Source organism: Pseudomonas sp. PLB05, assembly GCF_021106615.1.
Lineage (GTDB): Bacteria > Pseudomonadota > Gammaproteobacteria > Pseudomonadales > Pseudomonadaceae > Chryseomonas > Chryseomonas benzopyrenica.
In genome coordinates this window covers 897,216-922,897 of the sequence record NZ_JAJOHO010000002.1, presented here as the reverse complement: position 1 = coordinate 922,897, position 25,682 = coordinate 897,216, and the positions used below count along the sequence as shown (strand labels likewise).

General features: G+C 64.9%; 26 protein-coding genes and 1 pseudogene. 15 read left to right on the top strand and 12 right to left on the bottom strand.

Translation table 11 applies throughout. The annotated features are described in order from the left end of the window. Positions 1 to 234: 234 nt before the first annotated feature. From LRS53_RS10940 to rutA, 5 genes are all read right to left on the bottom strand, one after another. Entirely contained in the window at positions 235 to 759 is a 525-nt protein-coding gene (locus LRS53_RS10940) for a flavin reductase (RefSeq protein WP_231355887.1), read from the bottom strand. A 4-nt stretch (positions 760 to 763) separates the two neighbouring features. Then, entirely contained in the window at positions 764 to 1,549 is a 786-nt protein-coding gene (rutD, locus tag LRS53_RS10935; protein WP_231355886.1) for a pyrimidine utilization protein D, read from the bottom strand. A gap of 84 nt (positions 1,550 to 1,633) precedes the next feature. Beyond that, a complete protein-coding gene (rutC, locus tag LRS53_RS10930; RefSeq protein ID WP_017642623.1) occupies positions 1,634 to 2,017 on the bottom strand; it encodes a pyrimidine utilization protein C in 384 nt (127 codons plus the stop codon). Positions 2,018 to 2,022: 5 nt separating this feature from the next. Continuing rightward, entirely contained in the window at positions 2,023 to 2,751 is a 729-nt protein-coding gene (gene rutB / locus LRS53_RS10925) for a pyrimidine utilization protein B (protein ID WP_231355885.1), read from the bottom strand. Beyond that, positions 2,751 to 3,839 carry a pyrimidine utilization protein A gene (gene rutA / locus LRS53_RS10920; protein ID WP_231355884.1) on the bottom strand — a complete coding sequence of 363 codons (1,089 nt, stop codon included), beginning with the start codon at positions 3,837 to 3,839 and terminating at the stop codon, positions 2,751 to 2,753. Before rutA ends, rutB begins: the two co-directional genes overlap by 1 nt. Positions 3,840 to 4,181: 342 nt before the next feature. On the opposite strand from rutA, the gene rutR reads away from it, so the two are divergent. Beyond that, on the top strand, positions 4,182 to 4,862 hold the full coding sequence (rutR, locus tag LRS53_RS10915; RefSeq protein WP_184290253.1) for an HTH-type transcriptional regulator RutR: 681 nt from the start codon (positions 4,182 to 4,184) through the stop codon (positions 4,860 to 4,862). A gap of 8 nt (positions 4,863 to 4,870) precedes the next feature. Here rutR and LRS53_RS10910 read toward each other — a convergent pair whose 3' ends face one another. After that, positions 4,871 to 5,776: an alpha/beta fold hydrolase gene (locus tag LRS53_RS10910; RefSeq protein ID WP_231355883.1), complete on the bottom strand. Its 906-nt coding sequence runs from the start codon at positions 5,774 to 5,776 to the stop codon at positions 4,871 to 4,873. A gap of 127 nt (positions 5,777 to 5,903) precedes the next feature. Between LRS53_RS10910 and LRS53_RS10905 the strand changes: the two genes are divergently transcribed. Further along, positions 5,904 to 6,338 carry a GNAT family N-acetyltransferase gene (locus LRS53_RS10905; RefSeq protein ID WP_231355882.1) on the top strand — a complete coding sequence of 145 codons (435 nt, stop codon included), beginning with the start codon at positions 5,904 to 5,906 and terminating at the stop codon, positions 6,336 to 6,338. Positions 6,339 to 6,351: 13 nt separating this feature from the next. Here LRS53_RS10905 and eutC read toward each other — a convergent pair whose 3' ends face one another. The 3 genes from eutC to eat all read right to left on the bottom strand — a co-directional run bounded on the left by eutC (position 6,352) and on the right by eat (position 10,294). Then, positions 6,352 to 7,167: an ethanolamine ammonia-lyase subunit EutC gene (gene eutC / locus LRS53_RS10900; RefSeq protein WP_231355881.1), complete on the bottom strand. Its 816-nt coding sequence runs from the start codon at positions 7,165 to 7,167 to the stop codon at positions 6,352 to 6,354. Positions 7,168 to 7,356: 189 nt separating this feature from the next. After that, a complete protein-coding gene (locus LRS53_RS10895) occupies positions 7,357 to 8,748 on the bottom strand; it encodes an ethanolamine ammonia-lyase subunit EutB (RefSeq protein WP_231355880.1) in 1,392 nt (463 codons plus the stop codon). 181 nt (positions 8,749 to 8,929) lie between these two features. After that, positions 8,930 to 10,294, bottom strand: a complete 1,365-nt coding sequence (gene eat / locus LRS53_RS10890; RefSeq protein ID WP_231355879.1) for an ethanolamine permease — start codon at positions 10,292 to 10,294, stop codon at positions 8,930 to 8,932. Between the two features lie 339 nt (positions 10,295 to 10,633). Between eat and qhpR the strand changes: the two genes are divergently transcribed. The 8 genes and pseudogenes from qhpR to LRS53_RS10855 all read left to right on the top strand — a co-directional run bounded on the left by qhpR (position 10,634) and on the right by LRS53_RS10855 (position 17,587). Next, the gene (gene qhpR, locus LRS53_RS10885) at positions 10,634 to 11,677 is read left to right on the top strand and encodes an AraC-like transcriptional regulator QhpR (protein ID WP_231355878.1); all 1,044 of its coding nucleotides are present in this window, start codon (positions 10,634 to 10,636) and stop codon (positions 11,675 to 11,677) included. Between the two features lie 171 nt (positions 11,678 to 11,848). Beyond that, positions 11,849 to 12,688, top strand: a complete 840-nt coding sequence (locus tag LRS53_RS10880; RefSeq protein WP_231355877.1) for an urease accessory protein UreD — start codon at positions 11,849 to 11,851, stop codon at positions 12,686 to 12,688. Between the two features lie 83 nt (positions 12,689 to 12,771). Beyond that, positions 12,772 to 13,074: an urease subunit gamma gene (gene ureA / locus LRS53_RS10875; protein ID WP_007162996.1), complete on the top strand. Its 303-nt coding sequence runs from the start codon at positions 12,772 to 12,774 to the stop codon at positions 13,072 to 13,074. Between the two features lie 10 nt (positions 13,075 to 13,084). Continuing rightward, positions 13,085 to 13,594 carry a GNAT family N-acetyltransferase gene (locus tag LRS53_RS10870; RefSeq protein ID WP_231355876.1) on the top strand — a complete coding sequence of 170 codons (510 nt, stop codon included), beginning with the start codon at positions 13,085 to 13,087 and terminating at the stop codon, positions 13,592 to 13,594. Beyond that, a complete protein-coding gene (locus LRS53_RS10865; protein WP_160923973.1) occupies positions 13,591 to 13,896 on the top strand; it encodes an urease subunit beta in 306 nt (101 codons plus the stop codon). Before LRS53_RS10870 ends, LRS53_RS10865 begins: the two co-directional genes overlap by 4 nt. 165 nt (positions 13,897 to 14,061) lie before the next feature. Beyond that, positions 14,062 to 15,762 (top strand): urease subunit alpha, encoded by a 1,701-nt coding sequence (gene ureC / locus LRS53_RS10860; protein ID WP_231355875.1) that lies wholly within the window; start codon positions 14,062 to 14,064, stop codon positions 15,760 to 15,762. Positions 15,763 to 16,054: 292 nt separating this feature from the next. Beyond that, a pseudogene (locus tag LRS53_RS23895) lies at positions 16,055 to 16,168 on the top strand (DUF2809 domain-containing protein); the annotation flags it as partial. A gap of 54 nt (positions 16,169 to 16,222) precedes the next feature. Beyond that, on the top strand, positions 16,223 to 17,587 hold the full coding sequence (locus LRS53_RS10855; protein ID WP_231355874.1) for an SIR2 family protein: 1,365 nt from the start codon (positions 16,223 to 16,225) through the stop codon (positions 17,585 to 17,587). Between the two features lie 130 nt (positions 17,588 to 17,717). On the opposite strand, the gene LRS53_RS10850 is transcribed toward LRS53_RS10855, so the two are convergent. After that, positions 17,718 to 19,115 (bottom strand): L-cystine transporter, encoded by a 1,398-nt coding sequence (locus LRS53_RS10850; RefSeq protein WP_231355873.1) that lies wholly within the window; start codon positions 19,113 to 19,115, stop codon positions 17,718 to 17,720. A gap of 232 nt (positions 19,116 to 19,347) precedes the next feature. On the opposite strand from LRS53_RS10850, the gene LRS53_RS10845 reads away from it, so the two are divergent. Both LRS53_RS10845 and LRS53_RS10840 read left to right on the top strand, forming a co-directional pair. Continuing rightward, positions 19,348 to 19,677, top strand: a complete 330-nt coding sequence (locus LRS53_RS10845) for a hypothetical protein (RefSeq protein WP_093256472.1) — start codon at positions 19,348 to 19,350, stop codon at positions 19,675 to 19,677. An 81-nt stretch (positions 19,678 to 19,758) separates the two neighbouring features. Beyond that, on the top strand, positions 19,759 to 20,307 hold the full coding sequence (locus tag LRS53_RS10840) for a glutathione peroxidase (RefSeq protein WP_231355872.1): 549 nt from the start codon (positions 19,759 to 19,761) through the stop codon (positions 20,305 to 20,307). Between the two features lie 873 nt (positions 20,308 to 21,180). On the opposite strand, the gene azu is transcribed toward LRS53_RS10840, so the two are convergent. Then, positions 21,181 to 21,630 carry an azurin gene (azu, locus tag LRS53_RS10835; RefSeq protein WP_173150176.1) on the bottom strand — a complete coding sequence of 150 codons (450 nt, stop codon included), beginning with the start codon at positions 21,628 to 21,630 and terminating at the stop codon, positions 21,181 to 21,183. Between the two features lie 331 nt (positions 21,631 to 21,961). Between azu and LRS53_RS10830 the strand changes: the two genes are divergently transcribed. From LRS53_RS10830 to LRS53_RS10820, 3 genes are all read left to right on the top strand, one after another. Beyond that, positions 21,962 to 22,549, top strand: a complete 588-nt coding sequence (locus tag LRS53_RS10830) for a TIGR00730 family Rossman fold protein (protein WP_231355871.1) — start codon at positions 21,962 to 21,964, stop codon at positions 22,547 to 22,549. Between the two features lie 100 nt (positions 22,550 to 22,649). Next, the gene (locus LRS53_RS10825; protein WP_173150180.1) at positions 22,650 to 23,507 is read left to right on the top strand and encodes an SDR family oxidoreductase; all 858 of its coding nucleotides are present in this window, start codon (positions 22,650 to 22,652) and stop codon (positions 23,505 to 23,507) included. Positions 23,508 to 23,569: 62 nt separating this feature from the next. Further along, positions 23,570 to 24,427 carry an SDR family oxidoreductase gene (locus tag LRS53_RS10820; RefSeq protein ID WP_231355870.1) on the top strand — a complete coding sequence of 286 codons (858 nt, stop codon included), beginning with the start codon at positions 23,570 to 23,572 and terminating at the stop codon, positions 24,425 to 24,427. A gap of 576 nt (positions 24,428 to 25,003) precedes the next feature. Here LRS53_RS10820 and LRS53_RS10815 read toward each other — a convergent pair. Then, positions 25,004 to 25,660 (bottom strand): TetR/AcrR family transcriptional regulator, encoded by a 657-nt coding sequence (locus tag LRS53_RS10815; RefSeq protein ID WP_017642644.1) that lies wholly within the window; start codon positions 25,658 to 25,660, stop codon positions 25,004 to 25,006. Positions 25,661 to 25,682: the final 22 nt, after the last annotated feature.

Genomic DNA, 25,682 nt, shown 5'->3' with positions numbered 1-25,682 from the left:
AAGCCAGTCAAAACAGCAGGTTGAGGGAGATACTCAGGATCCGCTGGCGGTGCGCTGCACCTCGAACGGTCAGTGTGCACCGGGGTGGCGCCTGGGCCGCGCTTGGCGCTGGCAGGCAAGACTCGGGGGTGCTGGATCGGCTTGGCGGTATTGGGCTTCGCTGCGCTCAGCCCAACCTACGGCGGTCGTAGGTTGGGCTGAGACGGCTCCCTCTTCGAAGCCCAACAGCCCCCACTAACCCAGCTCGTGATAACGGCGATCGAAATACAGTAGGCCACCCTGACCACCCGGCTCGGCCACTCCCAGCACCTCGCAGAGCAGCAGGTCGTGGCTGCCCACCGCCTGCACTCCGGCGATGCGGCAATCGCAGGCCACCAGCGCGCCGTCCAGCACCGGCGCGCCGGTGGCGAGGCGGGTCCAGCTCGCCGCGGCGAAGCGTTCGGCCATGGCGGTCTTGCCGCCGAAGAGGTTGGCCAGCGCCTGCTGGCCGGCGGCCAGGACGTTGACGCAGAGCACGCCGTTGGCGCTGAAGGCCGGATGCACCGAGGCGCCGCGGTTGAGACAGACCAGCAAGGTCGCCGGGCTGTCGCTGACGCTGCACACGGCGGTGGCGGTAAAGCCGGCCAGGCCGGCCGGACCGTCGGTGGTGACGAGGTTGACCGCGGCGCCCAGGCGCGCCATGGCCCCCCGGAAGAGATCGCGGTCGACCGGAGTAGCGGGCGTAGTGGCGGATAGGGGCACGGCATGGGCAACGGACATGGCGTTACGCCTCCAGGGCTTGGCTGAGATAGTCGAGTACCACCCGGTCGAAGGTGGCGGGGTCGGTGACGCTGGAGGCGTGGCCGCCCCACTCCAGCAACTGGAGGGTGGCCTGGGGCAAGCCTGCGGCCAGGCGCTGGGACGAGGTCCAGGGCACCAGCACGTCGTCGCGGTTGGCCAATACCAGGGTCGGTACCTGGATACGTCCCAGCTCGGCGTCCACATCGAAGGCCAGCAGCGCGCCGATGCGCCGCAGGACATTGGCCTCACCGGGGAAGTGCGCCAGGGCATGGGCTTCGTCGGCGGTCAGGCGCTCGCCCTGTTCGGCGATCCAGGTGGCCGGATAGAGAAAGATCGCCTGGGCCTGGACATAGGCCGCGGCGCCGCTGTCGCGCAGCAGCCGTTGACGCAGGGCGAAGCAGCGCGCGGTGTGCGGATTGGGTCGGCTCCAGGCGTTGACCAGCACCTGGCGACGGATCAGGCCCGGCCGTAGCAGCTCGGCCTGCAGGCCCACCAGACCGCCCAGGGCATGGCCCATGAACAGACAGTGGTCGAGTTCCAGGCGATCGGCCAGGGACAGCAGGTCCTCGGCCATATGCTGGATGCGATAGTCGGCGGGCAACTCGGCCGGGCTCCTGCCGGTGCCGGGCTGGTCATAGACCACCACCCGGAAACGTTCGCCCAGAGCCGCCAGCTGCGGCGCCCAGAAGGCCCCGGCGCCGCCCAGTCCGGAGCTGAGCAGCAGGGTCTCGGCCGCCGGATCCTGGCGGCCATGGAGTTCGAAGTGCATGGGCGGTCCTTTAAGGTTGGGTGGTTGAGGCTTCCCTCACCCCAGCCCTCTCCCAGGGGGAGAGGGGGCTAGACGGAGCGCGGGCTAGCCGACATGGGCGATGCTGGCGATCTCGATCAGGGCGTCGGGCTTTACCAGGCCGCACTGGATGCAGTAGCGCGCCGGCTTCTCGCCAGGAAAGAATTCGGCGTACACCGCGTTGATGGCGGCGTAATTGGCCCAGTCGGTGAGCATGATCATGTTGAAGGTGACGTCGGCCATGCTGCCACCGGCCGCCTCCACCACGCCCTGGATGGTGGTGAGCACATGGCGCGCCTGGGCGGCGGCGTCGCCGACATGGACCACGTTGTTCTGGGCATCGAACGGCAGGGTGCCGGAGACATAGAGCACCCCGTCGGCCAGGCTGCCGGGCACGAAGGGGGCGATGGGGGTACCGGTACCGGCGGGAATCACGGCTTGCTTGGGCATGCTGGCTAGTCCTTGGCGAAGGTGGTGTGGAAGTCGGCGCAGCTGGCGACCCAGCCGAAGAAGGTCTCGATGTTGAACAGCGCGGCGTCGTGGGCCGAGCGCGGGCCGGCCTGGTGGCAGGCGTCGTGCAGGCAGACGCCGAAGTATTCGAGGAAGAAGCCGTCCCTCAGGGTCGACTCCACGCAGACGTTGGTGGCGACCCCGACGAACACCAGATTGCGGATGCCACGGGCGCGCAGCAGGCTGTCCAGGTGGGTGTTGTAGAAACCGCTGTAGCGGGTCTTGGGCACCACCAGGTCCGCGGCCGCCGGTTGCAGCCGATCCACCAGGGCGTAGTCCCAGCCGCCCTTGGCCAGCAATTGCCCCTGCAGCTCGGGTCTCCTGCGCATGGTCTTGAGGGCATTGGACTTGTGCCAGTTGGGCGAACCGGGGCCACCCGCCTCGCGGTACTCCGGGTCCCAGCCGTTCTGGAACCAGACCACCTGGATACCGGCGCCGCGGGCGGTCTCCACCACCGCGGCGACGTTCTCGATCACCAGGCCGGTGGCCGAGACATCGAAACCGGCCAGATCCAGGTAGCCACCCTGGCTGGCATAGGCGTTCTGCATGTCAACCACGATCAGGGCCGTCTCGCTGGCCTTGAGCCGCAGCGGTTCGGGACGCGCCGGCAGGGTCAGGGCTTCGGTATCGCTCGCAGGCAGGGCATAGCCCGCCAGGGTTTCCACAGCGTTCATCAGGCACTCTCCTTGAGCAGCTCGACGTGACGGCGGCTCTGCATCAGCGGCTGGATGCGCTCGCCGAAGTCGGTCACGCCCTGGACGAAGTCATCGAAGGTCAGCAGCACCCCGCTGGCCCCGGGCACCTCGGCGATCTCGTCGAGCATTCGCGCCACGCTGGCGAAGGAGCCCACCAGGGTGCCCATGTTGATGTTGACCGCCGAGGTCGGATCGGCCATCTGCCGCACGTTGGTGTCGCTGCCGGACTTGGTGTCGGCGGCGGCCTGGGCGCCCAGCCAGGCGATGGCCTCCTCGTCGGCACCGGCCTTGTAGTGCTCCCACTTGGCGCGGGCGGCTTCGTCGGACTCGGCGGCGATGATCATGAACAGGGCGATGGAGGAGACCTCGCGCCCGGTCTTGGCGGTGGCCGCCTGCAGCCGCTCGACCGCCGGGGCGAAGGCCTTGGGCGTGTTGACGCCCTTGCCGAAGACGAAGCTGTAGTCGGCATGCTCGGCGGCGAACGCCAGGCCGGCATCGCTCGCCCCGGCGCAGACGATCTCCATGGGCGCCTGGGGTTGCGGACTGACCCGGCAGTCCTCCATCCGGAAGTGCGCGCCCTGGAAGTCCGACTGACCGGTGCCCCAGAGATCACGCAGCACCTGGGCGTATTCACCGAGGTATTGATAGCGACTGGCAAAGAACTCATCCCCCGGCCAGAGCCCCATCTGGCTGTATTCGGGTTTCTGCCAGCCGGTGACCAGGTTGACGCCGAAGCGGCCGCCGGAAATGCAGTCGATGGTGGCGCCCATGCGCGCGACGATGGCTGGCGGCAGGGTCAGGGTCGCGGCGGTGGCGAACAGCTTGATGCGCGAGGTCACCGCCGCCAGTCCGGCCATGAGGGTGAAGGATTCCAGGTTATGGTCCCAGAATTCGGTCTTACCGCCGAAGCCGCGCAACTTGATCATCGACAGGGCGAAGTCGAAGCCGTAGTGCTCGGCGCGCTGCACGATCTCGCGATTCAGCTCGAAGGTGGGCCGGTACTGGGGCGCGTTTTCCGATAGCAGCCAGCCGTTGTTGCCGATGGGAATGAAGACACCGATGTTCATCGCTCGCACTCTCCCGCAGTCAGGAATCGAAGCGCATCCAGATGCGCCGTGGCTGCAGGATCGGAGCAGAAAGCTTGCCAAGTCTTGAAAGTTCAACCCAATCAAACACTTGGGGGAAATGTCGAAATATCTCCAGACCACTTGGTCCAGATCAGAGCACCCAGTTTGTGCAAGGCGCCCGAATCCGGGGCATGAAGGGTGTCGGGCCATGCTAGAGTTTGGAGACCGGCGCGCTACCCTTCGGGGTCCGCCGGTGATTCGTCACCAGGACGGTGCGAAGCTCAACGACCGCGCCTGCAGCCGGCCCGCGTCAGATGTCCAAGAAGGCCCAAGGAGCAGTTCGTGAGTCAGGCCAGTGATCTTCCGCCACGCAAGCCGCGTCAACCCAGCCCTGCCGCCCAGCAACGCCGGCAGCGCCAGATAGAAGCCAAACGCGCCCAGATCCTCAGCGCAGCGCTTGATATCTTTTCCCGCTTCGGCCTGCACGGCGCCAGTCTGGACCAGGTGGCACTGCAGGCGGACGTCTCCAAGACCAACCTGCTCTACTATTTCAGCAACAAGGAAGAGCTCTATGTCGCCGTGCTGCGTCAGCTGCTGGCGACCTGGCTGAATCCCCTGCGCACCTTCAGCGAAGACCAGGAACCCCTCGACGCCCTGCGCGACTATCTGCGCCAGAAGCTGGAGATGTCCCGCGACTATCCTGCCGAGTCCCGGCTGTTCTGCCTGGAGATGGTCCAGGGCGCGCCCCTGCTGCTGCCGGAATTGCAGGGCAGCCTGCACGACCTGATAGACGAGAAGGCCCGGGTGATCCGTACCTGGATCGAGGCCGGCCGGCTGGCACCGGTGGATCCCTACCAGCTGCTGTTCAGCCTCTGGGCCACCACCCAACACTATGCGGACTTCAGGGTCCAGGTGCAGGCACTCTGTGGTCGTACCCTGCAAGATCCCGCCTTCTTCGACGAGGTTCTGCGCGGCCTGGAAACCCTGCTCATCGACGGGCTGCGACCGCGCCTCAGAGGCTGAAGCCCAGCTCAGGGGGCCAGGAAGAAGTCGGCGAACAGCTCGCTCAGTCTCGGCCAGAGCGGCGCCGGCAGGTCGTGCGCCATGTCGGGTATCAGCTCGAAGCGGGCACCAGGAATGGCTCGGGCCACGGCGCGGCCACAGGCCGGACGCAACAGCGGATCCCGCGCCCCATGGACCACCAGGGTCGGCGCCTGGATGCGCCGGGCAAAGGGCCGCAGGTCGCCGCTACCGAGCAGGGCGAACAGCTGCCGCTGCACCCCGTCCACATCCACACCGCGCGCCAGGATCCGTTGCACCAGCCGTTCGAGATCGGCCTCGCTCTGCCGATAGCGCGGGCTTTCGATGCCGCGCAGCAGGGCCTTCTGCCGGGCGAGCGCCGCTTCCGCCGGCAGATCGGCTGGCGGACGCAGCAGCAGGCTGCCAAGCAGCTTGAACGAGGGCGGCGGCAACAGCGGCTGATTGGTCGACGAGAACAGGATGCCCAGCCGCGCCACCCGCTGCGGCCAGTGGGCGGCGAGGATCTGCGCGATCATGCCGCCCATGGAGCCGCCCAGTACGAAGGCGCGCTCCAGCCCCAGGTGATCGAGCAGCCCGACCACATCGGCGGCCATGGCTTCCAGGCGATAGGGCACCGCGCTGGGCTTGCCCAGTTGCGCCCGTCCCAGCACCGGCCACAGTGAAGGCGGTCGTCCACCTGGCCAGCTCAGCCGCGAGGACTGGCCGACGTCGCGGTTATCGAAACGGATCACCCGCAGGCCCCGGCGGACCAGGGCCTCGCAGAAGCCTTCCGGCCAGAGCAGCAACTGGGCGCCAAAGCCCATGATCAGCAGCAGCGCCGGATCAGCGGGATCGCCCCAGTCCTCATAGGCCAGTTCGAGGGCACCAACCCGGGCGCGACCTTCACGTATGTCCATGGCTCCCCCGCGAAATGGGTAAAGGGTCATGCTACCCCAAGGCCGGCGCGGCGAAAGCGGCAGAACCCGGCGGTCACGCAGCGGTGCTGCGCTATGCTCAGGCAACCCTCTTCTGGAGACCTTCGCCATGCCCGTAGCGCCGCTGGACTACCACCTGACCGACGAGGCACACGAGGATCTGCGCCAGGTCATCGCCGCGCCGCTGAGACGCTACAACGACAGCCAGGCCGGCCCGAGCGGCTACCGGGCCCTGGTCATCAGCCTGACCCGTGGCGGCGAATCCCTCGGCGGACTCTGGGGCTATACCGGCTATGGCTGGCTGACCGTGCAGTTGCTGGCGGTGGAGGAGGCCGTCCGCGGCCAGGGCGCCGGCCGCGAGTTGCTGCTGCGCGCCGAGGCCGAGGCGAGCAGCCGCGGTTGCCACGGCGCCTGGCTCGACACCCATGAGTTCCAGGCCCGCGGCTTCTACGAGCGCCTGGGCTATGAAGTCTTCGGCGAGCTGGCGGACTATCCGCCGGGCTTCGCGCGGTACTTCCTGCGCAAGACGCTCACGGCAGGATAACGGCCAGTCCCGCTCATTGAGCAGTGAGAAAATTACCGACCCGGGCGTTCTCTTCCCCACCCTCCAGCAGGGGCACCTCGGCTTCGTCCTTGAGCTGCACCCCGGAGAGCTTGCGGCGATCCGCTTCGTGCATCAGGTAGAGCAGCTTGTGCGCCGCCAGGCCGTAGGCGAGGCCTTCCAGGCGCACATTGGAGATGCAGTTGCGATAGGCATCGTTGAGGCCCGGGCGCGGCCCGTAGGTGAAGTAGAGGCCGAGGCTGTCGGCCGAACTCAGGCCCGGGCGCTCGCCGATGAGCATCACCAGCAGGCGCGCCTTGAGCAGCCCGCCGATTTCATCACCCACGGCCACCCGGCCCTGCTCCACCAGGGTCACCGGCGCCCAGCGCCAGCCCTCGGCCCCGGCCTGGTCGGCCAGGCGTTCGAGGAACGGCAGCGCATGTCGATGCACCGCCAGGGCCGAGAGGCCATCGGCGATGACCACGGCGACATCGAAGCCCTCGGGATGCTCGGCGGCATAGGCCGCGAGTTCGCGGGCGGACTCCTCCGACAGCCTGCGCCCCAGGTCCGGCCGCTGCAGATAGGTGTGTCGATCCGGCGCGGCGCTCCTGAGCACCAGGGTCTCGCGGCCCTGGGCGGTCAGGCCTTCATGCAGCGCCTGGTGGTCGAAGGCCAGGTGTACCGCATCGCGGGCCTGGGCATGGGCGGCCTGGAAGTCCAGCTGGGCAGCGGTGGGCAGGCTGGTGCCAGCGCGACCGAGGGCGATCCGCGCCGGGGTCAGGCGACGCAATTCGGCCCAGGGATCGGGACGGGCGGTGTCGGCGTCCTTCATGGCAACCTCCTTGGTAGGTTGGGTTGAGACAGCTCCATCGTCGAAGCCCAACAGGTACGGGATGGGCAGGGCACTCGGGCCTTTCGTAGGTTGGGTTGAGACAGCCCCACCGTCGAAGCCCAACAGGTACGAATCGGGCCTGGCAACGTTGGGCTTCGCTGCGCTCAGCCCAACCTACGAAAAAACCCTTCACATCTGCGCCAATGCGCGCTGGAACGGCGCGGGCAGGCCGTCGCCGAGGCGGAAGCGGCCGTCTTCCAGGCGCAGGATGCCCAGGCGGTCGAGCCAGGCGGCGAATTCCGGCGCCGGTTGCAGGCCTAGCACCTGGCGGGCGTAGAGGGCGTCGTGGAAGGAGGTGGTCTGGTAGTTGAGCATCACGTCGTCCGAGCCCGGGATGCCCATGATGAAGTTGATACCCGCCGCGCCCAGCAGGGTCAGCAGCATGTCCATGTCGTCCTGGTCGGCCTCGGCATGGTTGGTGTAGCAGATGTCGCAGCCCATGGGCACGCCGAGCAGCTTGCCGCAGAAGTGGTCTTCGAGACCCGCGCGGATGATCTGCTTGCCGTTGTACAGGTACTCGGGGCCGATGAAGCCGACCACGGTGTTCACCAGCAGCGGCTTGAATTGACGGGCCACGGCGTAGGCACGCACCTCGCAGGTCTGCTGATCGACGCCATGGTGGGCACCGGCCGACAACGCACTACCCTGCCCCGTTTCGAAATACATGAGGTTGTCGCCCAGGGTGCCGCGGCGCTGCGACAGTCCGGCTTCATAGCCCTCCTGCAGCAGCGCCAGGCTGATGCCGAAGCTTTCGTTGGCGCCCTGGGTGCCGGCGATGGACTGGAACACCAGGTCCACCGGCGCACCGCGCTCGATGGCGGCGATGCTGGTGGTGACGTGGGTCAGCACGCAGGCCTGGGTTGGGATCTCGTAGCGCTGGATCACCGCATCGAGCATCTTCAGCAGCTCGCAGATGCCGCCCGTGCTGTCGGTGGCCGGGTTGATGCCGATCACCGCATCGCCGTTGCCGTAGAGCAGGCCGTCGAGGACGCTGGCGGCGATGCCGGCCGGATCGTCGGTCGGGTGATTGGGCTGCAGCCGGGTCGACAGCCGTCCACGCATGCCGATGGTGTTGCGAAAGCGGGTCACCACGCGGACCTTCTGGGCTACCAGGATCAGGTCCTGGATGCGCATGATCTTGGACACCGCGGCAACCATCTCTGGAGTCAGCCCCGGGGCCAGCGCGGCGAGACTGGTCTCGTCGGCCGCCGCACCCAGCAGCCAGTCGCGGAAGCCGCCCACGGTGAGATGGGCGACCGGCGCGAAGGCCTGGGCATCGTGGCTGTCGATGATCAGCCGGGTGACCTCGTCGGCCTCGTAGGGGATCACCGCCTCGCTGAGAAAGTGCTTGAGCGGCAGCTCGGCCAGCGCCATCTGCGCCGCCACCCGCTCCACGTCGCTGCCGGCGGCGACCCCGGCCAGGACGTCCCCGGAACGCGCCGGGGTGGCCTTGGCCAGCAGCTCCTTGAGATCGGCGAAACGCCAGGTCTGGCCGCCCACGCTGTGCTGGAAACCGCTCATGCTACCTCCCGGGTTGCGCTGCGCAGAGCCTGTTCAAAGGCTCGCGAGCTAGAGACAAACAAGGCGAAAATGGCTGAGGAAGCGGATCGGACTCGCGCTCGAGTTTACGAGTGATAAATGAGCATTCCGAAACCATTTTCAACGCCGTTTGGCCGACGCGCAGCAGACTTTGAATAGGCTCTCAGGCTTCGCCAAAGGCAGCATCGGGTGCAATGTCGCCCTGTCTACGGCTGAGACCGCAGACCAGCGCGCCTATCACCATCAGCACCACGAAGACGCTGGCGATCACCGGGTTGTACCAGACCATGGCGATGAGGCAGACCACCGCCAGCACCAGAGCGATGGCCGGCACCACCGGATAGCCAGGGGCGCGGAAGGTGCGCTCCAGATGGGGTTCGCTACGGCGCAGCTTGAACAGGCTGAGCATGCTCATGATGTACATGACGATGGCGCCGAACACGCTCATGGTGATCATGGCGGCGGTCAGGGTCATGCCCTGCAGGCTGATCACCCCGTCGCTGAAAATGGCGGCGATACCCACCACACCGCCGGCCAGCACCGCCCGGTGCGGCGTCTGGAAGCGCGACAGCTTGGCCAGGCCGTGGGGCAAAAAGCCGGCGCGGGCCAGGGCGAAGAATTGCCGGGAATAGCCGAGGATGATGCCGTGGAAGCTGGCCACCAGCCCGAACAGGCCGATGCCCACCAGCAGGTGCAGCCACACGGAGCCCTCGCCCACCACCCCCTTCATGGCCTGGGGCAGCGGATCGTTGATATTGGACAGCGCCCGCCAGTCGCCTACCCCGCCAGCGAAGATCATCACGCCGATGGCCAGGGTCACCAGGGTGAGGATGCCGGCGATGTAGGCCTTGGGAATGGTGCGCTTGGGGTCCTTGGCTTCCTCGGCGGCCATGGCCGCGCCCTCGATGGCGAGAAAGAACCAGATGGCGAAGGGGATGGCGGCGAACATGCCACCCACTGCCGCCAGCGAGAACTGGTCTTGCCCGGCCCAGCCACCGCGGGTGAAGTTGGCCAGACTGAAATCCGGCGCCACCACCCCCATGAAGATCAGCAACTCGATCACCGCCAGCACCGTTACCACCAATTCGAAGGTGGCGGCGATGCTCACCCCGAGGATGTTCAGCGTCATGAAGATGAAATAGGCCGCCACCGCGCACAGCTTGGGATTGAGGGCGGGAAACTGCACATTGAGGTAGGCGCCGATGGCCATGGCGATGGCCGGCGGGGCGAAGACGAATTCGATCAGGGTGGCGATCCCGGCGATGGTACCGCCCCGGGGGCCGAAGGCGCGGCGGCTGTAGGCGAAGGGGCCGCCGGCATGGGGAATGGCGGTGGTCAGCTCGGTGAAGCTGAAGATGAAGCAGGTGTACATCACCGCCACCACCAGCGCGGTAACCAGAAAGCCCAGGGTCCCGGCGACGCCCCAGCCATAGCTCCAGCCGAAGTACTCCCCGGAGATCACCAGACCCACGGCGATACCCCAGAGGTGCAGGGTGCCGAGGGTCGGCTTGAGTTTCTCGTTGGTCATGACAGGCCACTCCCCTTGTAGCGACGTGATCCGAATGGGCGACCGCGATCCCGCGATGCCCGGCTTTTTCGAGCTTAAACAGGCCGGGGCCGTGCCGACTTGACCGCTCGGCACGGCCGCTGTGACCTTGGGTCAAGTCGGCGTTACTCCTCTTCCCAGGCTGCTACCCAAGGCCGCACCACCCTGGTGCGATGTCCGACTCCTCGCCCTGCGATGGGGCACATCAAGGGGCCGAATAGCGTGAAGCCCTCGACGTTATGGTCCCTGCTCTGGATCGACTGCCACCCTGGGGCACAGCCTTTGCTTCATTCATGCCGATCCCCTCCCTGGACCCACCCCATGCCCCTGGCCGCCTCTGGTTTCGCCGCCCTGACCTCAATATCGCGCAACCTCGGCGTGCTCTCCGCTGCCGCCAGCGGGCTGGACACCGTCATCACCAGCCACGGCGGCGATGTCGATCGCATCTTCGGCACCGCCGGCATCGATCCGGAACAGTTGCAGCATCCCACCCTGAGCCTGGGGCTGGGCAACTACTGCCGGGTCCTGGAAGAAGCCGCCGCCCAGTCCGGCTGCGACAACTTCGGGCTGCACTACGGGCAGCAGTTCAAGCCGCAGATGCTCGGTCTACTGGGTTACGTGGGGCTCTGCTCGCCCACCGCCGAGGCGGCGCTGCAGAACTTCGCCGCCGCCTTTCCCTTCCACCAGCACAGCACCCTGATCCAGCTGGTGGACGCCGGCGATTGCTGGCGCTTCGACTACCAGGTACGCCACGGCGCCATCGTCGCCCGCCGCCAGGACGCCGAGCTGACCCTGGGCATGCTGCTCAACCTCTTGCGCCATGTGCTTGGCCCGACCTGGGCGCCGCGGGCGGTGCAGTTCGAACACCCCCGGCCCGAGGGCTGGCACGAGCATCGCCGGCTGTTCGACGCCCCGGTCAGCTTCGGCCAGGCCTGCAACGCCATGCTGGTGCCCAAGGCCGACCTGCGCGACCGCGCCATGCCCGACCACGATCCGCTGCTCCTGCTGGTGGTACAGGACGCCATCCGCCAACTCGGCCAGCGCCTGCCGCAGCTGGAACTGCTCGAAGAGGTCCGCGCCTCGGTACGCCTGGCACTGCCCCTGGGCGAGCCCAGCCTGGAGTCCATCGCCCAGCGCCTGGACCTGTCCACCAGCCAGCTGCAGCGCCGCCTGCGCGACCAGGGCGCGAGCTTCTCGGCGCTGGTCGAAGGCGTCCGCCGCGACCTGGCCCAGCACTACCTGCGGCAGCGGCTGCCGGTCACCGACCTGGCGCCGCTGCTGGGCTATTCGGAGACGAGCGCCTTTTCACGGGCATTTCGGCGGTGGTTTCAGGTGAGTCCGCGGCAGTGGCGGGGGATTTCGTAGAGGTTGGATCCTTGAGCGCCAGCGAAGCCCTGCGTCGAGCGACCATCCAAGCACCGGCATCGGTAGGTTGGTGCTGAGCGTAGCGAAGCCCAACGGCAACTCCTGCTCACCCGGTCAGATTCTTGCAAGGCCCTCCCCAAACGGCCCAACCAAAACAACGACCAACCCCCGATGACCTCTGCTCTGCCTCCTGCCCTCTTCACCCCCGCCTGGCTGGCGCGCCTGGAGCTGGCCTATGCCCGCCAGGGCGACTGGACCCGGCCGACCACCCGCCGCCACGTCGGCCCCTTGCGGGTGCAGAAACATCTGCACGCCGAAGGTCCCGAGGTCTGCCAGCACATCATCGTCCATCCACCGGGCGGCATCGCTGGGGGCGATCGGCTGGACATCGACGTCAGCGTCGGCGAGAACGCCTGGGCCCAGCTCACCAGCCCCGGGGCGGCCAAGTGGTATCGCGCCGACAGCGCAGCGCATCAGCAGATCGAGCTGCGCGTCGCCGCCGGCGCTACCCTGGAATGGCTACCCCAGGAGACCATCGTCTTCTCCGGCGCCCAGGCCCATCTCGCCACCCGTATCGAGCTGGCAGGCGACGCCCGCCTCTGCTACTGGGACATCGTCGCCCTGGGCCGCCCAGCCAGTGCCGAGCGCTTCACCGAGGGGCTGTTCCAGGCGCACCTGGACATCCGCCGCGACGGCACTCCGCTGTGGCATGAGCGCCAACGCCTGGTCGGCGCGGATCGGCTGCTCGACTCGCCCATCGGCCTGGCCGGTCAGCCGGTGTTCGCTACCTTGTTGATCACCGGCACCCTGGACGCCGACACCCTGGCGCGCTGCCGCGACCTCGCCCTGCCGGTACGCGGCGACCTGACCCAGCTGCCCGGCCTGGTGGTCGCCCGCTGCCTGGCCGCCGAATCCCTGCAGGCCCGCGCCTGGCTGATCGAGGTCTGGCGCCTGCTGCGCCCGGCCCTGCTCGGCCGCGTGGCCATGCCGCCACGGATCTGGAGCACCTGAGGCCGCGACACTCTTGTAGGCGCGGCCCATGGCCGCGATGATCGACCGACTTTCCTAGACCGCATCTGCCAACCGGAACACCCATGGACCTGACGCCCCGCGAAAAAGACAAGCTGCTCATCTTCACCGCCGGCCTGGTGGCCGAACGCCGCCTGGCGCGTGGGGTGAAGCTCAACTACCCGGAAGCCATGGCGCTGATCTCAGCCGCCCTGCTCGAAGGCGCCCGTGACGGTCGCACCGTGGCTGAGCTGATGCACTACGGCACCACCCTGCTGACCCGCGACCAGGTGATGGAAGGCGTTCCGGAGATGATTCCGGAGATCCAGGTGGAAGCCACCTTCCCCGACGGGACCAAGCTGGTCACCGTCCATCAGCCGATCGCCTAGGGAGACCGCCATGAGTCTGATCGTCCGCGACGCCACGCCTGCCGACCTGCCGGCCGTGCTGCACATCTACAACGACGCCGTCAGCAACACCACGGCGATCTGGAACGAGACCCCGGTGGACCTGACCAACCGCCAGGCCTGGTTCGACCTGCGCGCCACCCAGGGCTACCCCATCCTGGTCGCCGAGAATGCCGACGGCGCGGTGGTGGGCTATGCCTCCTTTGGCGACTGGCGGCCCTTCGAGGGCTTTCGCCACACCGTCGAGCACTCGGTCTACATCCACCCCGACCAGCGCGGCCAGGGCATCGGGCCGCGCTTGATGACAGCGCTCATCGAACGCGCCCGCGCCTGTGACAAGCACGTAATGGTGGCCGCCATCGAGAGCGGCAACCAGGCGTCCATTCGCCTGCACGAACGCCTGGGTTTCCTCACCACCGGGCAGATGCCCCAGGTCGGCATCAAGTTCGGACGCTGGCTGGACCTCACCTTCATGCAACTGATGCTGGAGCAGCGCCCATGATCCCCGGCGAATACCAGATCCAGGACGGCGACATCGAGCTCAACGCCGGCCGCCGTACTCTCAGCCTGACCGTCGCCAACAGCGGCGACCGGCCGATCCAGGTGGGCTCCCACTACCACTTCCACGAAACCAACGACGCCCTGGTGTTCGACCGCGCCCTGTCCCGTGGCATGCGCCTGAACATCGCCGCCGGCACCGCCGTGCGCTTCGAGCCGGGACAGAGTCGCGAGGTGGAGCTGGTCGAGTTGGCCGGCCTGCGCACCGTCTACGGCTTCGCCGGGCGGGTGATGGGGAAGCTGTAGGGGTACTCCGGCTCTTCGCCTTTTACGCGCTCCCTCACCCCAACCCTCTCCCAAGGGGAGAGGGGGCTCAAGAACAGACACCGAGCTCCCGCTCGTCTCCCTCTCCCTCCGGGAGAGAGTCGGGGTGAGGGCCAACCGGACCACCTTTATTCGGGATCAACGCCTATGAAAATCTCCCGCCAAGCCTATGCCGACATGTTCGGTCCCACCACCGGCGACCGGGTGCGCCTGGCCGATACCGAGCTCTGGATCGAGGTCGAAGAAGACCACACCGTCTACGGCGAAGAAGTGAAATTCGGTGGCGGCAAGGTCATCCGCGACGGCATGGGCCAGAGCCAGCTGCTGGCGGCCGAGGTGGTCGACACCGTCATCACCAACGCCCTGATCGTCGATCACTGGGGCATCGTCAAGGCCGATGTCGGCCTCAAGCAGGGCCGCATCCACGCCATCGGCAAGGCCGGCAACCCGGACATCCAGCCCGGCGTCAGCGTGCCCATCGGCGCCGCCACCGAGGTCATCGCCGGCGAGGGCATGATCCTCACCGCCGGTGGCATCGACTCCCACATCCACTTCATCTGCCCACAGCAGATCGAAGAGGCGCTCATGAGTGGCACCACCACCATGATCGGCGGCGGCACTGGCCCGGCCACCGGCACCTATGCCACCACCGTGACCCCCGGTCCCTGGCACATGGCGCAGATGCTCAAGGCCGCCGATGCCTTCCCCATGAACATCGGCTTCACCGGCAAGGGCAACGCCAGTCTGCCCGGGCCGCTGGAAGAGCAGGTGCGCGCTGGCGCCATAGGTCTCAAGCTGCACGAAGACTGGGGCACCACCCCCGCCGCCATCGACAACTGCCTGGCAGTGGCCGATCGCTTCGACATCCAGGTGGCCATCCACACCGATACCCTCAACGAATCCGGCTTCGTCGAGACCACCCTGGGCGCGTTCAAGGGTCGCACCATCCACACCTATCACACCGAGGGCGCCGGCGGCGGCCACGCGCCGGACATCATCAAGGCCTGCGGCTTCTCCAACGTGCTGCCCAGCTCAACCAATCCGACGCGGCCCTTCACTCGCAACACCATCGACGAGCATCTGGACATGCTCATGGTCTGCCATCACCTGGACCCGAGCATCGCCGAGGACGTGGCCTTTGCCGAGAGCCGCATCCGCCGCGAAACCATTGCCGCCGAGGACATCCTCCACGACCTCGGCGCCTTCGCCATGATCAGCTCCGACAGCCAGGCCATGGGCCGTGTCGGCGAGGTCATCACCCGCACCTGGCAGACCGCCGACAAGATGAAGAAGCAGCGCGGCCCGCTGCCCGAGGATGGCGCTGGCAACGATAACTTCCGGGTCAAGCGCTACATCGCCAAGTACACCATCAACCCGGCGATCACCCATGGCATCAGCCACGAGGTGGGTTCCATCGAGGTGGGCAAGTTCGCCGACCTGGTGCTCTGGCGCCCGGCCTTCTTTGGCGTCAAGCCGACCCTGATCCTCAAGGGCGGCGCCATTGCGGCCAGTCTGATGGGCGACGCCAACGCCTCCATCCCCACCCCGCAACCGGTGCACTACCGCCCCATGTTCGGCAGCTACGCCGGTATGCTCCACGACACCAGCCTGACCTTCATCAGCCAGGCCGCCTTCGAGGCCGGGGTGCCCGAGCAACTGGGGCTGAAGAAGCGCATCGGCGTGGTGAAGGGCTGCCGCACCGCGCAGAAGAGCGACCTCATCCACAACGACTATCTGCCCACCATCGAGGTCGATCCGCAGAACTACCAGGTCAAGGCCGACGGCCAGCTGCTCTGGTGCGAACCGGCCGAGGTGCTGCCGATGGCGCAGCGGTATTTCCTGTTCTAGGGACGGCACCTCGCGGAGGGACCCGCATGCACGACCATCTTGCGCTGACCGGCTCATCAGCCGTGCGTCGGCGTCTGCTCGCCTTGGTGGGCGTGTTGAGCTGCATCATCCTGGGCCTAAATTCACGCCGACCCTAGGCGGTCACGCTGTCCGGCAAATACCCTAGCGACATGCTCTGGGCGACCATGGTGTTCTTCGGCGGGGGACTGCTGCTGCCGCTCAGGCCCCTGCGGCAGCGCCTGATGCTCGCCCTGGCCTCGGTTTGGGGTATTGAAGTCCTCAAGCTTGGCAGGCGCCTTGGCTTGTGGAGCTACGCCACACCATCCTCGGTCATCTAGTATTCGGCCAGGTGTTTTCCTGGCAGAACCTAGTGGCCTACATTCTGGGCGTCATGATGGCTGCATGAGTGGCTACTGCGAGCTATAGTTAAGCCCTTAGACATCCAAAACCGGAGAGAAACATGGAAGACAATTATGAAAAGTACAAAAAGGACGTAACAGAAGACATAAAAAGCTGCCTGGAAAACATGGGGTGCCAGCCAATACTTTTTATTGGATCAGGTCTATCAAAGCGTTATATCGACTGCCCAAACTGGGAAGAGCTTTTGATAGAACTCTCGAAGCAATGCCCATTGATTGATAAAAAATTCGCATACTACAAACAAAAATTCAACGACAACATTGAGATAGGCAGTATTTTTTCAGAAAAATTTAACGACTGGGCTTGGGAAGTAGGGGAAACCGAGTTCCCCGCCGAACTTTTTGAGCCCTCAGTACCACCAGAGTCTTATTTCAAGTACAAGGTCAGTCGTTTTTTCGAGGAAATACTACCGGAAGACATTAAAAGTTTATCTCAAGAAAAAACAAGAGAGATAGAAAAATTAAAATCCATTAGACCCCACTCCGTCATAACAACAAACTACGACCGTTTACTAGAACTAATATTTCCACTCTTCGAGCCAATTATTGGCCAAAAAATATTAAGAACCAGCCATGCAAGCATAGGGGAGATATTCAAAATCCATGGGTGCTCTTCGATACCAATGAGCATCAACATTACAAAAGACGACTACGATGACTTTGTAAATAAAAAGAAATATTTGAGCGCAAAGCTATTAACTTATTTTGCCGAGCATCCTCTTCTTTTTGTGGGCTATAGCGCTGAAGATCCAAATATCAGGTCAATACTCGCCGACATAGATGAAATCCTCTCAGAAAAAAACGAACTAATACCAAATATCTATATTTTGGAATGGAAAAAAGAGACTCCAACCAGTTCCTACCCGATTAGAGAGCGTATAATCCCGACCATTAACAATAAAAGTGTTAGAATCAAGAGCATTACAGCAACAGACTTCTCTTGGGTATTCGATGCCTTTTCCTCGAATAGTGCTTTAGAGCATGTCAATCCAAAACTTCTTAGATCTCTACTAGCCAGAACATACAAACTAGTAAGATCAGACATCCCCAAAAATCCCGTACAGGTTGACTACTCTATACTTGGAAAAGTTACCGAAAACGACGGTGAACTTGCAAAGCTTTATGGCATAGCAAATGCCGGTGACGGAACAGCATTCAACATTAACTACCCATTCACACTGAGTGCCTTAGGGAAAGCGTTGGGCTACAAAGGCTGGCACGATGCAAACAAACTTATAGAACATGTGAGAAACATGACCGGCACTGATCTTAAATCATTTGACAATATTTATCACTGCGCCATCATGAGTGGCAGCCGAGTACAAGACCATAGATACTCAGCAGCTTTGAAATCACTTTTAGAAAAAGTAAGAGACGGCCAAGAGTTCAAGCTCGAAACAACTTAACCCCAAAATTAACCGAAGCCCGACTTACTTTATCGAGGCTTCGGTATATTCACAGCCCTGAACAATAATTTCTAAGAAATCAGCAGACTGAGGATCACTTCATAACTGAAGTTAGATCCAAAAATTTAATCTAACCACGTCCCACCATCACTTCCGCTCGGTCGTCCCGATCATAGGCGGCCTTGTCCAGCTGGCCCATCCAGCGCGCGGTCAGGGTGCCGGCGGTCATGGAGCCGTTGACGTTGAGCGCGGTGCGGCCCATGTCGATCAGGGGCTCGATGGACACTAGCAGCGCCACCAGGGTGACCGGCAGGCCCAGGGCCGGCAGCACGATCAGGGCGGCGAAGGTGGCACCGCCACCTACGCCCGCCACACCCGCCGAACTCAGGGTGACGATGCCCACGAGCGTGGCGATCCACAGCGGATCGAAGGGATCGATGCCCATGGTGGGCGCGATCATCACCGCCAGCATGGCCGGATAGAGACCGGCGCAGCCGTTCTGGCCGATGGTGGCGCCAAAGGAGGCGGCGAAGCTGGCGATGGCCGGCGGCACGCCGAGGCGCTCGGTCTGGGCCTCGATGTTCAGCGGGATGGTCGCCGCGCTGGAGCGGCTGGTGAAGGCGAAGCTCAGCACCGGCCAGACCTTGGGAAAGAAGCGCGCTGGCGACAGGCCGCTCAGGGTCAGCAGCAGCGCATGCACGCCGAAGAGGATGGCCAGGCCCAGGTAGGAGGCGATCAGGAAGGTGCCCAGCTTGAGCACGTCCTGGGGGCTGGCGGTGGCGACCATCTTGGTCATCAGCGCCAGCACGCCATAGGGGGTCAGTTGCAGCAGCAGGCGTACCAGCTTCATCACCCAGGCCTGGAGCACGTCGATGCCGGCCAGCACCTTCTCGCCACGGACCGGATCGTCGCGCTGCAGGCGCAAGGCGGCGACGCCGAGGAAGGCGGCGAAGATCACCACGCTGATGATGGAGGTGGGACTGGCGCCCGTGAGATCGGCGAAGGGATTCTTCGGAATGAAGGACAGCAGCAACTGGGGCACCGACAGGTCCGCCACCTTGCCGACATAGCTGTTCTGCAGGGTGGTCAGACGTGCGGTCTCCTGGACGCCCTGCACCAGGCCCTCGGCGCTCAGGCCGAACAGCCAGGTGACCAGCACCCCGACCAGGGCGGCGATGGCGGTGGTGAACAGCAGGGTGCCCAGAGTCAGCAGGCTGATGCGACCCATGGAAGAAGCCTCGCGCAACCGCGCCACGGCGGCCAGGATGGAGGCGAACACCAGCGGCATGATGCTCATCTGCAGCAGCTGCACATAGCCGTTGCCGACCAGGTTGAACCAGCCGATGGAGGTCTTGAGCACCGGGGCGTCATGCCCGTAGACGAGTTGCAGCACCAGGCCGAAGGCCACGCCCAGGGCGAGGCCGATGAAGACGCGCACGGCCAGGCTCCAGCCGGTGTTGCGGGTACGCGCCAGCAGGCCGAGCAGCACGGCGAAGGCGACGAGGTTGAGGACGAGAGGCAGATTCACACGAGGTCTCCAGAACGGCGCCCGGCGCGGCCGCCGGACGAGAGGCGGGCGATGGTAGCAGCTCGGGCCGCCTGGGCTTAGATCGAGGCGCTATCACCTGATAACCCTGGGACCTTGGGAGGAGCGGTTCTATCGCCGGGGCGAACGGTATTTCCGTCGTGCCCGGCGCTGCTAGAGTGCGTCCCGTCGGGAAACGATGCCCGACGCTGCCAACCAGAAAAGGAGTCACCCCATGCAACGTTTCGCCAAGCTCGCCGCTTCCTTCGCCCTCGCCGCCGCCGTCGCCGGCTGCACCGGCACCGCGATGAAGACGCAGAACCTGGATCCGTCGCAGTACACCGTCGTCGGTCATGGCGAAGGCAAGGCTACCGGTATCATGCTGTTCCAGATCATCCCGATCCAGCAGAACGATCGCTTCGTGCGCGCCCAGCAGGCCGCCATCAAATCCCGCGGCGGCGATGCCCTGATCAACACCCAGGTGCAGGAAAACTGGTTCTGGGCCTGGGTCCTGAATGGCTACACCACCACCGTTTCCGGCGACGTGGTCAAGCTCAAGCGCTGAGCCCCACTCGACCGACAGGCGCCGCCCATCGAGGCGGCGTTTTTGCGCTAGGCTGGTCGCTTCTTTCCGAGGAAGCCGACCATGACCGCGACCCTGATGAAACTCCCGCTGCAATCCATCGACGGCGAAACCCTGACCCTGGAACGCTACCTGGGCAAGGTGCTGCTGGTGGTGAACGTCGCCTCCAAGTGCGGCCTCACCAGCCAGTACGAAGGTCTGGAACGCCTCTACGAGGCCCAACGCGAGCGCGGCCTGGAAGTGCTCGGTTTTCCCGCCAACAACTTCAAGCAGCAGGAGCCCGGCAGCGACGCCGAGATCAAGGAATTCTGCACCCTCACCTACGGCGTGCAATTTCCGCTGTTCGCCAAGCTCAGCGTAGTGGGTGAAGACCAGCATCCGCTCTATGCCGAACTGACCCAGGCGCAGCCCGAGGCCACCGGCGACGGCCCCTTCCGCGAGCGCATGCTGAGTCGGGGTGGTACTCCCAATCCCAAGCCCGAGGTGCTGTGGAATTTCGAGAAATTCCTGATCGGGCGCAATGGCGAGGTAGTGGGTCGTTTCGCGCCCGACGTGACGGCGGATGATCCGCGGTTGGTGGAGGCCATCGAGAAGGAATTGGCCAAGGGCTGAAGCTGCCCTGCCGGTAAATGGCGAGGCGTGACCTGATTCGTAGGTTGGGTTGAGCGTTAGCGAAGCCCAACGGTGTTAGGGTCAACCTTCAATCTTGGTGTCCTAGCTGATTATCGAGTTTTGCTGGCACTTCTTGTTTCGCTCTCCCGAGCGAGTCACTTTTGCCAGTCGCGGCTGCGCGCCCCGGACAAAAGTAAGCCAAAACGCTTGCCCCGGACATCCGGCCCTACGCTGCGCTTCGGATACGCTCACGCCAGCGCCGTTCCGGGGTCGGCCTACACGGGCCGTCCATGGCCCGTTAGACCTCTCGCCGCATCCATGCGGCTCGACCCACTCCACAACGCTGGCGTTCGCCCTCCTGAACGGGGCGATTTCGCAAGCCTGCAAGTGTTGGTTGAAGAGCCGTAGCGTGGACAACGGCAAAGCCTTAGCCACAGGGTTCGGCGTTACGCGCCAGTAGAAAACGCTGCGACTATCTAAACACCACAGTTTCAGGCTGGCACCCCGCCCCCGTCAGTGAGGCCGAGCTCCGGTGTCGTGGCGGGGGTTGCGAGGCAGGAAGCCGAGCAAGGCGCGAGGGGCAGGATGCCCCTTCGTGCCGTGCCCCCGCCACGGCGCCGGGGCGAGGGGACCCGAAGCGCAGCGCAGGGCCGAAACGTGGGGTGTGCTTTCTTTTGCTTACTTTTCTTTGCACAAGCAAAGAAAAGTAAGTCGCCGGCCAGGCGAAACAGGGGCATCAGCAAGGCCAATAAACAGCTAGGGCAACCAACTTCAAAGACGTTGGGCTTCGCTAAAGCTCAACCCAACCTACAGGCGTCTCCTGCCGAAGAAGTCGGGCTGCAACGGTCAACCCGCTACATCCCAACCTTCCCCCTACCCCCGCTGCAATACCCCACGCATGGACCCGAAATGCCCCGGGAAGGAACAGAAGAAGGTGTACTCCTTGCCCGCTTCCAGAACGCCGGTATCGAAGGTCACCGCGTCCTTCTCGCCACCGCCCAGCATGCGGGTGTGGGCAATGACGCGTTCGTCGCCCTCGGGCAGATAGCCCTTGGCCTCCCCAGCGCTCATGCCCGCGGCGTCGACGGCCGAGGCGTCGGTGGCGCGGGTCAGGACCCAGTTGTGGCCCATGACGTTCTTGGGCAGGCTGCCGTTGTGGATCAGCTCGACGGTAAAGGTCTTGCACGAGGCCGGGACCTGGATCGAGGCGCGGCTGTAGGTCATCTGGTCGCCGGCTTCGATCTGGGTGGTACAGCTGTCGGCGGCCCAGGCGCCGGTACTTCCCAGGGCGAACAAAGCGGCGGCAAAAAGCGTGGATTTCATGAACCCTCCGGATGCGTAAAAGTCGCCAGTCAGACCGATGCGAGGGTGGCGGGTTCCAGCGATCATGGCAAGGGAGCCGCTCCGCTCTATCGCCTCCATCGAAACCTTTGCCGGGTCGTCGGGCCTTACCTCTGGGTACTATCTCCCTCATTATCCGCCAGCCAAGGACGCCCGCCATGACCCTTACCGCCCTGCTGCACGAGTTGTTCGCCAGCTATGCCCAGGCCGCCAGCGGCAATGCGCCGGAAGAGGCTTCTCTCGCGCGATGACGGTGCTTTGATCGCGCGTGGCGGGCAGCTAGGCTAGGCGTTTTGCCTGCCTAGGAGTCTCCATGTCGCTGAAAACCGTCTGTGTCTTCTGTGGCGCCAAGCCCGGCGCCTCGCCCGTCTTCACCGAAGCGGCCGCCCACCTGGGTCGTACCCTCGCCGAGCGTGGCCTCACCCTGGTCTACGGCGGTGGCAAGGTCGGCCTGATGGGTGTGGTCGCGGATGCTGCCCTGGCCGCCGGTGGCGAGGTGATCGGCATCATTCCCCAGAGTCTCAAGACCGCCGAGCTGGGCCATACCGGCTGCACGCGTCTGGAAGTGGTCGACGGCATGCATGCGCGCAAGGCGCGCATGGCGGAGCTGGCCGATGCCTTCATCGCCCTTCCCGGTGGCCTGGGTACTCTGGAAGAACTCTTCGAGGTCTGGACCTGGGGCCAGCTCGGCTACCATGCCAAACCCATGGGGCTGCTGGAGGTCGACGGCTTCTATGCCCAGCTGGAGGGCTTCCTCGATCACCTGGTGGCCCAGGGCTTCGTCGCCGCGCCGCATCGCGCCATGCTACAGGTGGAAGACTCGCCGACCGCCCTGCTGGACGCCCTCGCCGCCTGGCAGCCCACCGCACCGCCACGCTGGGCGGAACCCGCACCGCGCTAGTTCGACTACACCGCCCGTCCCGGATCTAGAACCCTCGCCGCTTGTGGCCTGTCGGTACTGACAGGCCCGCAAACGTTTCAAGAGCGACGAGGATTCTCCCATGACCGATTTCCCCAAATCCCCCATGCCGGAACAGCAGCAAGAGGTTCCCGGCCTGCAATCGCGCATGAATCCGGTCCCGGATTGTGGTGAACAGAGCTACAAGGGCTCCGGCCGCCTGACCGGCAAGAAGGCGCTGATCACCGGTGGCGACAGTGGCATCGGCCGCGCCGTAGCCATCGCCTTTGCTCGCGAGGGCGCCGATGTCGCCATCAGCTACCTGAACGAACACGAAGACGCCGAGGACACCGCCCGCCTGGTGCGCGAAGCCGGCCGCGAAGCCCTGTTGCTGCCGGGCTGCCTGTCCAAGCGCGAGCAGTGCCTGGCGGTGGTGGACCAGACCGTGGCCGCCTTTGGCCGCATCGATGTGCTGGTCAACAACGCCGCCTTCCAGATGACCCACGAGACCCTCGAAGAGATTCCCGACGACGAGTGGGTCTACACCTTCGATGTGAACATCACCGCCATGTTTCGCATCACCCAGGCCGCGCTAAAGCACATGGGCCAGGGTGGCTCCATCATCAACACCACCTCGGTGAACTCGGACATGCCGCGGCCGACGCTGCTGGCCTATGCCACCACCAAGGGCGCCATCGCCAACTTCACCGCAGGCCTGGCGCAGCTGCTCGGCGAGAAGGGTATCCGCGCCAACAGCGTGGCTCCCGGCCCCATCTGGACCCCGCTGATCCCTGCCACCATGCCACCGGAGCAGGTCAAGGAATTCGGTGGCAACACCCCGCTGGGCCGCCCCGGCCAGCCGGTGGAGCTGGCGCCGGTCTATGTGATGCTGGCCTCGGACGAATCCAGCTACACCTCGGGCGCGCGCATCGCCGTCACCGGCGGCAAGCCGATCCTCTAAGCGCCCCGCGCACCCCGGCACGCGCCGGGGTCGCCCTTCTCGTCTGCATTCGGAGTCCTCTCGTGAGCGAACATCCCAAGCCACCCCTCAAACCCCAACCCCAGACCTTTCCCGGCTCCGAAGCGCGCATGGATCCGCAGCCCGACAGCGGCGCCGAGACCTACCGCGGCTCGGGTCGCCTGGCAGGCAAGAAGACCCTGATCACCGGTGCCGACAGTGGTATCGGCCGCGCCGTGGCCATCGCCTTCGCCCGGGAAGGCGCCGATGTCGCCATCGCCTACCTGGACGAGCACGAGGATGCCCAGGAGACCGCCCGCCTGGTCACCGAGGCGGGTCGCCAGGCCGTGCTCTTGCCCGGCGATCTGGCCGAGCGCCAGACCTGCCTGGACGTGGTGCAAAAAACCGTGGAGGCCTTTGGCCACATCGACGTGCTGGTCAACAACGCCGCCTTCCAACAGGTGCGCGACAGCCTCGACGAGATTCCCGATGAGGAATGGGTGCATACCTTCAACGTGAACATCCATGGGATGTTCCGCATCACCCAGGCGGCGGTGAAGCACATGCCGCGCGGCGGCTCCATCATCAACACCGCCTCGATCAACGCCGACATCGCCCCGCCGACCCTGCTGGCCTATTCGGCCACCAAGGGCGCCATCGCCAACTTCACCGCCGGTCTGGCGCAGTTGCTCGGCGAGAAAGGCATCCGTGCCAACAGCGTCGCCCCCGGCCCGATCTGGACGCCGCTGATCGTCAGCACCATGAAGCCGGACGAGCCGGAGCAATTCGGTAGCAGCACGCCCCTGGGTCGGCCTGGCCAACCGGTGGAACTGGCGCCGGCCTATGTGTTGCTGGCTTCGGACGAAGGCAGCTACATCTCTGGCGCCATGCTGCCGGTGACGGGCGGGATGCCGGTGCTCTAAGGGTTTGCTGGGGTGCCTGGGTTTGCCCTCACCCCAGCCCTCTCCCAGAGGGAGAGGGGGTTGGTTGGACTCTATGCTTTGTAGGTTGGATTGAACGCAGCGAAGCCCAACGCGGGACATCCAGCAATGTTGGGCTTCGACGATGAAGCCGTCTCAACCCAACCTACGAGGGTAGGGTGCCTGGGTTTGCCCTCACCCCAGCCCTCTCCCGAGGGGAGAGGGGGCGGCTGGATTCCGTGCCCCGTAGGTTGGGTTGAGCGCAGCGAAGCCCAACGCCAGATATCCAGCAGCGTTGGGCTTCGACGATGAAGCCGTCTCAACCCAACATACGAGGCTGGGGTGCCTGGGTTTGCCCTCACCCCAGCCCTCTCCCTAGGGGAGAGGGGGCGGCTGGATTCCGTGCCCGTAGGTTGGGTTGAGCGCAGCGAAGCCCAACACCAGACATCCAGGAGCGTTGGGCTTCGACGATGGAGCCGTCTCAACCCAACCTACGAGGCTTACTCTCTCCGATAGAAGATTGCTCGGGCGCCCCCTCTCCCTCTGGGAGAGGGTTGGGGTGAGGGTCGCGCAGATGTCCTACGGCTGCAGGTAGCGCACCATCGCATCGCCGATCATGGTCTTGTGCCGCCGCAACACCGCCGGTGCTTCCATGTCGATGTCGTGGATGCGGCCGAAGGTGTGGCGGTTGGAGACGCGGTAGAAGCAGAACGAACACATCAGCAGGTGCACATCCACGGCATCAAGACCGCTGCGGATGTCACCGCTGGCTTCGCCGCGCACCAGGATGCGGCGCAGGGCTTCTAGGGCCGAGGAGTTGAGGCTGGAGATGGTCTCCGACTGCGCCAGGTGACGACCGCGGTGGATGTTCTCGATGCTCACCACGCGGATGAAGTCGTCGTGGCTGCGGTGGTGCTCGAAGAGAAACTCCGCCAGGGTGCGGATCGCCTCCAGCGGCGGCAGGCGGTCCAGTGGCAATTCGGCCTCGTTGCCACGCACGTCGCTGTAGAGCTTTTCCAGCACCGTCAGGTAGAGCTGCTCCTTGCTGCCGAAGTAGTAGTAGATCATCCGCTTGGAGGTATGGGTGCGCTCGGCGATGGCGTCCACCCGCGCACCGCTCAGGCCCAGATCGGCGAACTCGGCCACGGCGGCGGCCAGGATGGCCTGGCGGGTCTTTTCGGGATTGTTCTTGCGCGGCGTACGGAGCGCGGGCGCGAGCGCCGGGGTGTCCTGCATCGGGTCTGACTCTTGGCTGGGG

Bases quoted from the DNA above. Each gene is read 5' to 3' on its own strand.
- LRS53_RS10940 (WP_231355887.1), bottom strand. From the start codon at position 759: ATGTCCGTTGCCCATGCCGTGCCCCTATCCGCCACTACGCCCGCTACT.
- rutD (WP_231355886.1), bottom strand. From the start codon at position 1,549: ATGCACTTCGAACTCCATGGCCGCCAGGATCCGGCGGCCGAGACCCTG.
- rutC (WP_017642623.1), bottom strand. From the start codon at position 2,017: ATGCCCAAGCAAGCCGTGATTCCCGCCGGTACCGGTACCCCCATCGCC.
- rutB (WP_231355885.1), bottom strand. From the start codon at position 2,751: ATGAACGCTGTGGAAACCCTGGCGGGCTATGCCCTGCCTGCGAGCGAT.
- rutA (WP_231355884.1), bottom strand. From the start codon at position 3,839: ATGAACATCGGTGTCTTCATTCCCATCGGCAACAACGGCTGGCTGCTA.
- LRS53_RS10910 (WP_231355883.1), bottom strand. From the start codon at position 5,776: ATGGACATACGTGAAGGTCGCGCCCGGGTTGGTGCCCTCGAACTGGCC.
- LRS53_RS10905 (WP_231355882.1), top strand. From the start codon at position 5,904: ATGCCCGTAGCGCCGCTGGACTACCACCTGACCGACGAGGCACACGAG.
- eutC (WP_231355881.1), bottom strand. From the start codon at position 7,167: ATGAAGGACGCCGACACCGCCCGTCCCGATCCCTGGGCCGAATTGCGT.
- LRS53_RS10895 (WP_231355880.1), bottom strand. From the start codon at position 8,748: ATGAGCGGTTTCCAGCACAGCGTGGGCGGCCAGACCTGGCGTTTCGCC.
- eat (WP_231355879.1), bottom strand. From the start codon at position 10,294: ATGACCAACGAGAAACTCAAGCCGACCCTCGGCACCCTGCACCTCTGG.
- qhpR (WP_231355878.1), top strand. From the start codon at position 10,634: ATGCCCCTGGCCGCCTCTGGTTTCGCCGCCCTGACCTCAATATCGCGC.
- LRS53_RS10880 (WP_231355877.1), top strand. From the start codon at position 11,849: ATGACCTCTGCTCTGCCTCCTGCCCTCTTCACCCCCGCCTGGCTGGCG.
- ureA (WP_007162996.1), top strand. From the start codon at position 12,772: ATGGACCTGACGCCCCGCGAAAAAGACAAGCTGCTCATCTTCACCGCC.
- LRS53_RS10870 (WP_231355876.1), top strand. From the start codon at position 13,085: ATGAGTCTGATCGTCCGCGACGCCACGCCTGCCGACCTGCCGGCCGTG.
- LRS53_RS10865 (WP_160923973.1), top strand. From the start codon at position 13,591: ATGATCCCCGGCGAATACCAGATCCAGGACGGCGACATCGAGCTCAAC.
- ureC (WP_231355875.1), top strand. From the start codon at position 14,062: ATGAAAATCTCCCGCCAAGCCTATGCCGACATGTTCGGTCCCACCACC.
- LRS53_RS10855 (WP_231355874.1), top strand. From the start codon at position 16,223: ATGGAAGACAATTATGAAAAGTACAAAAAGGACGTAACAGAAGACATA.
- LRS53_RS10845 (WP_093256472.1), top strand. From the start codon at position 19,348: ATGCAACGTTTCGCCAAGCTCGCCGCTTCCTTCGCCCTCGCCGCCGCC.
- LRS53_RS10840 (WP_231355872.1), top strand. From the start codon at position 19,759: ATGACCGCGACCCTGATGAAACTCCCGCTGCAATCCATCGACGGCGAA.
- azu (WP_173150176.1), bottom strand. From the start codon at position 21,630: ATGAAATCCACGCTTTTTGCCGCCGCTTTGTTCGCCCTGGGAAGTACC.
- LRS53_RS10830 (WP_231355871.1), top strand. From the start codon at position 21,962: ATGTCGCTGAAAACCGTCTGTGTCTTCTGTGGCGCCAAGCCCGGCGCC.
- LRS53_RS10825 (WP_173150180.1), top strand. From the start codon at position 22,650: ATGACCGATTTCCCCAAATCCCCCATGCCGGAACAGCAGCAAGAGGTT.
- LRS53_RS10815 (WP_017642644.1), bottom strand. From the start codon at position 25,660: ATGCAGGACACCCCGGCGCTCGCGCCCGCGCTCCGTACGCCGCGCAAG.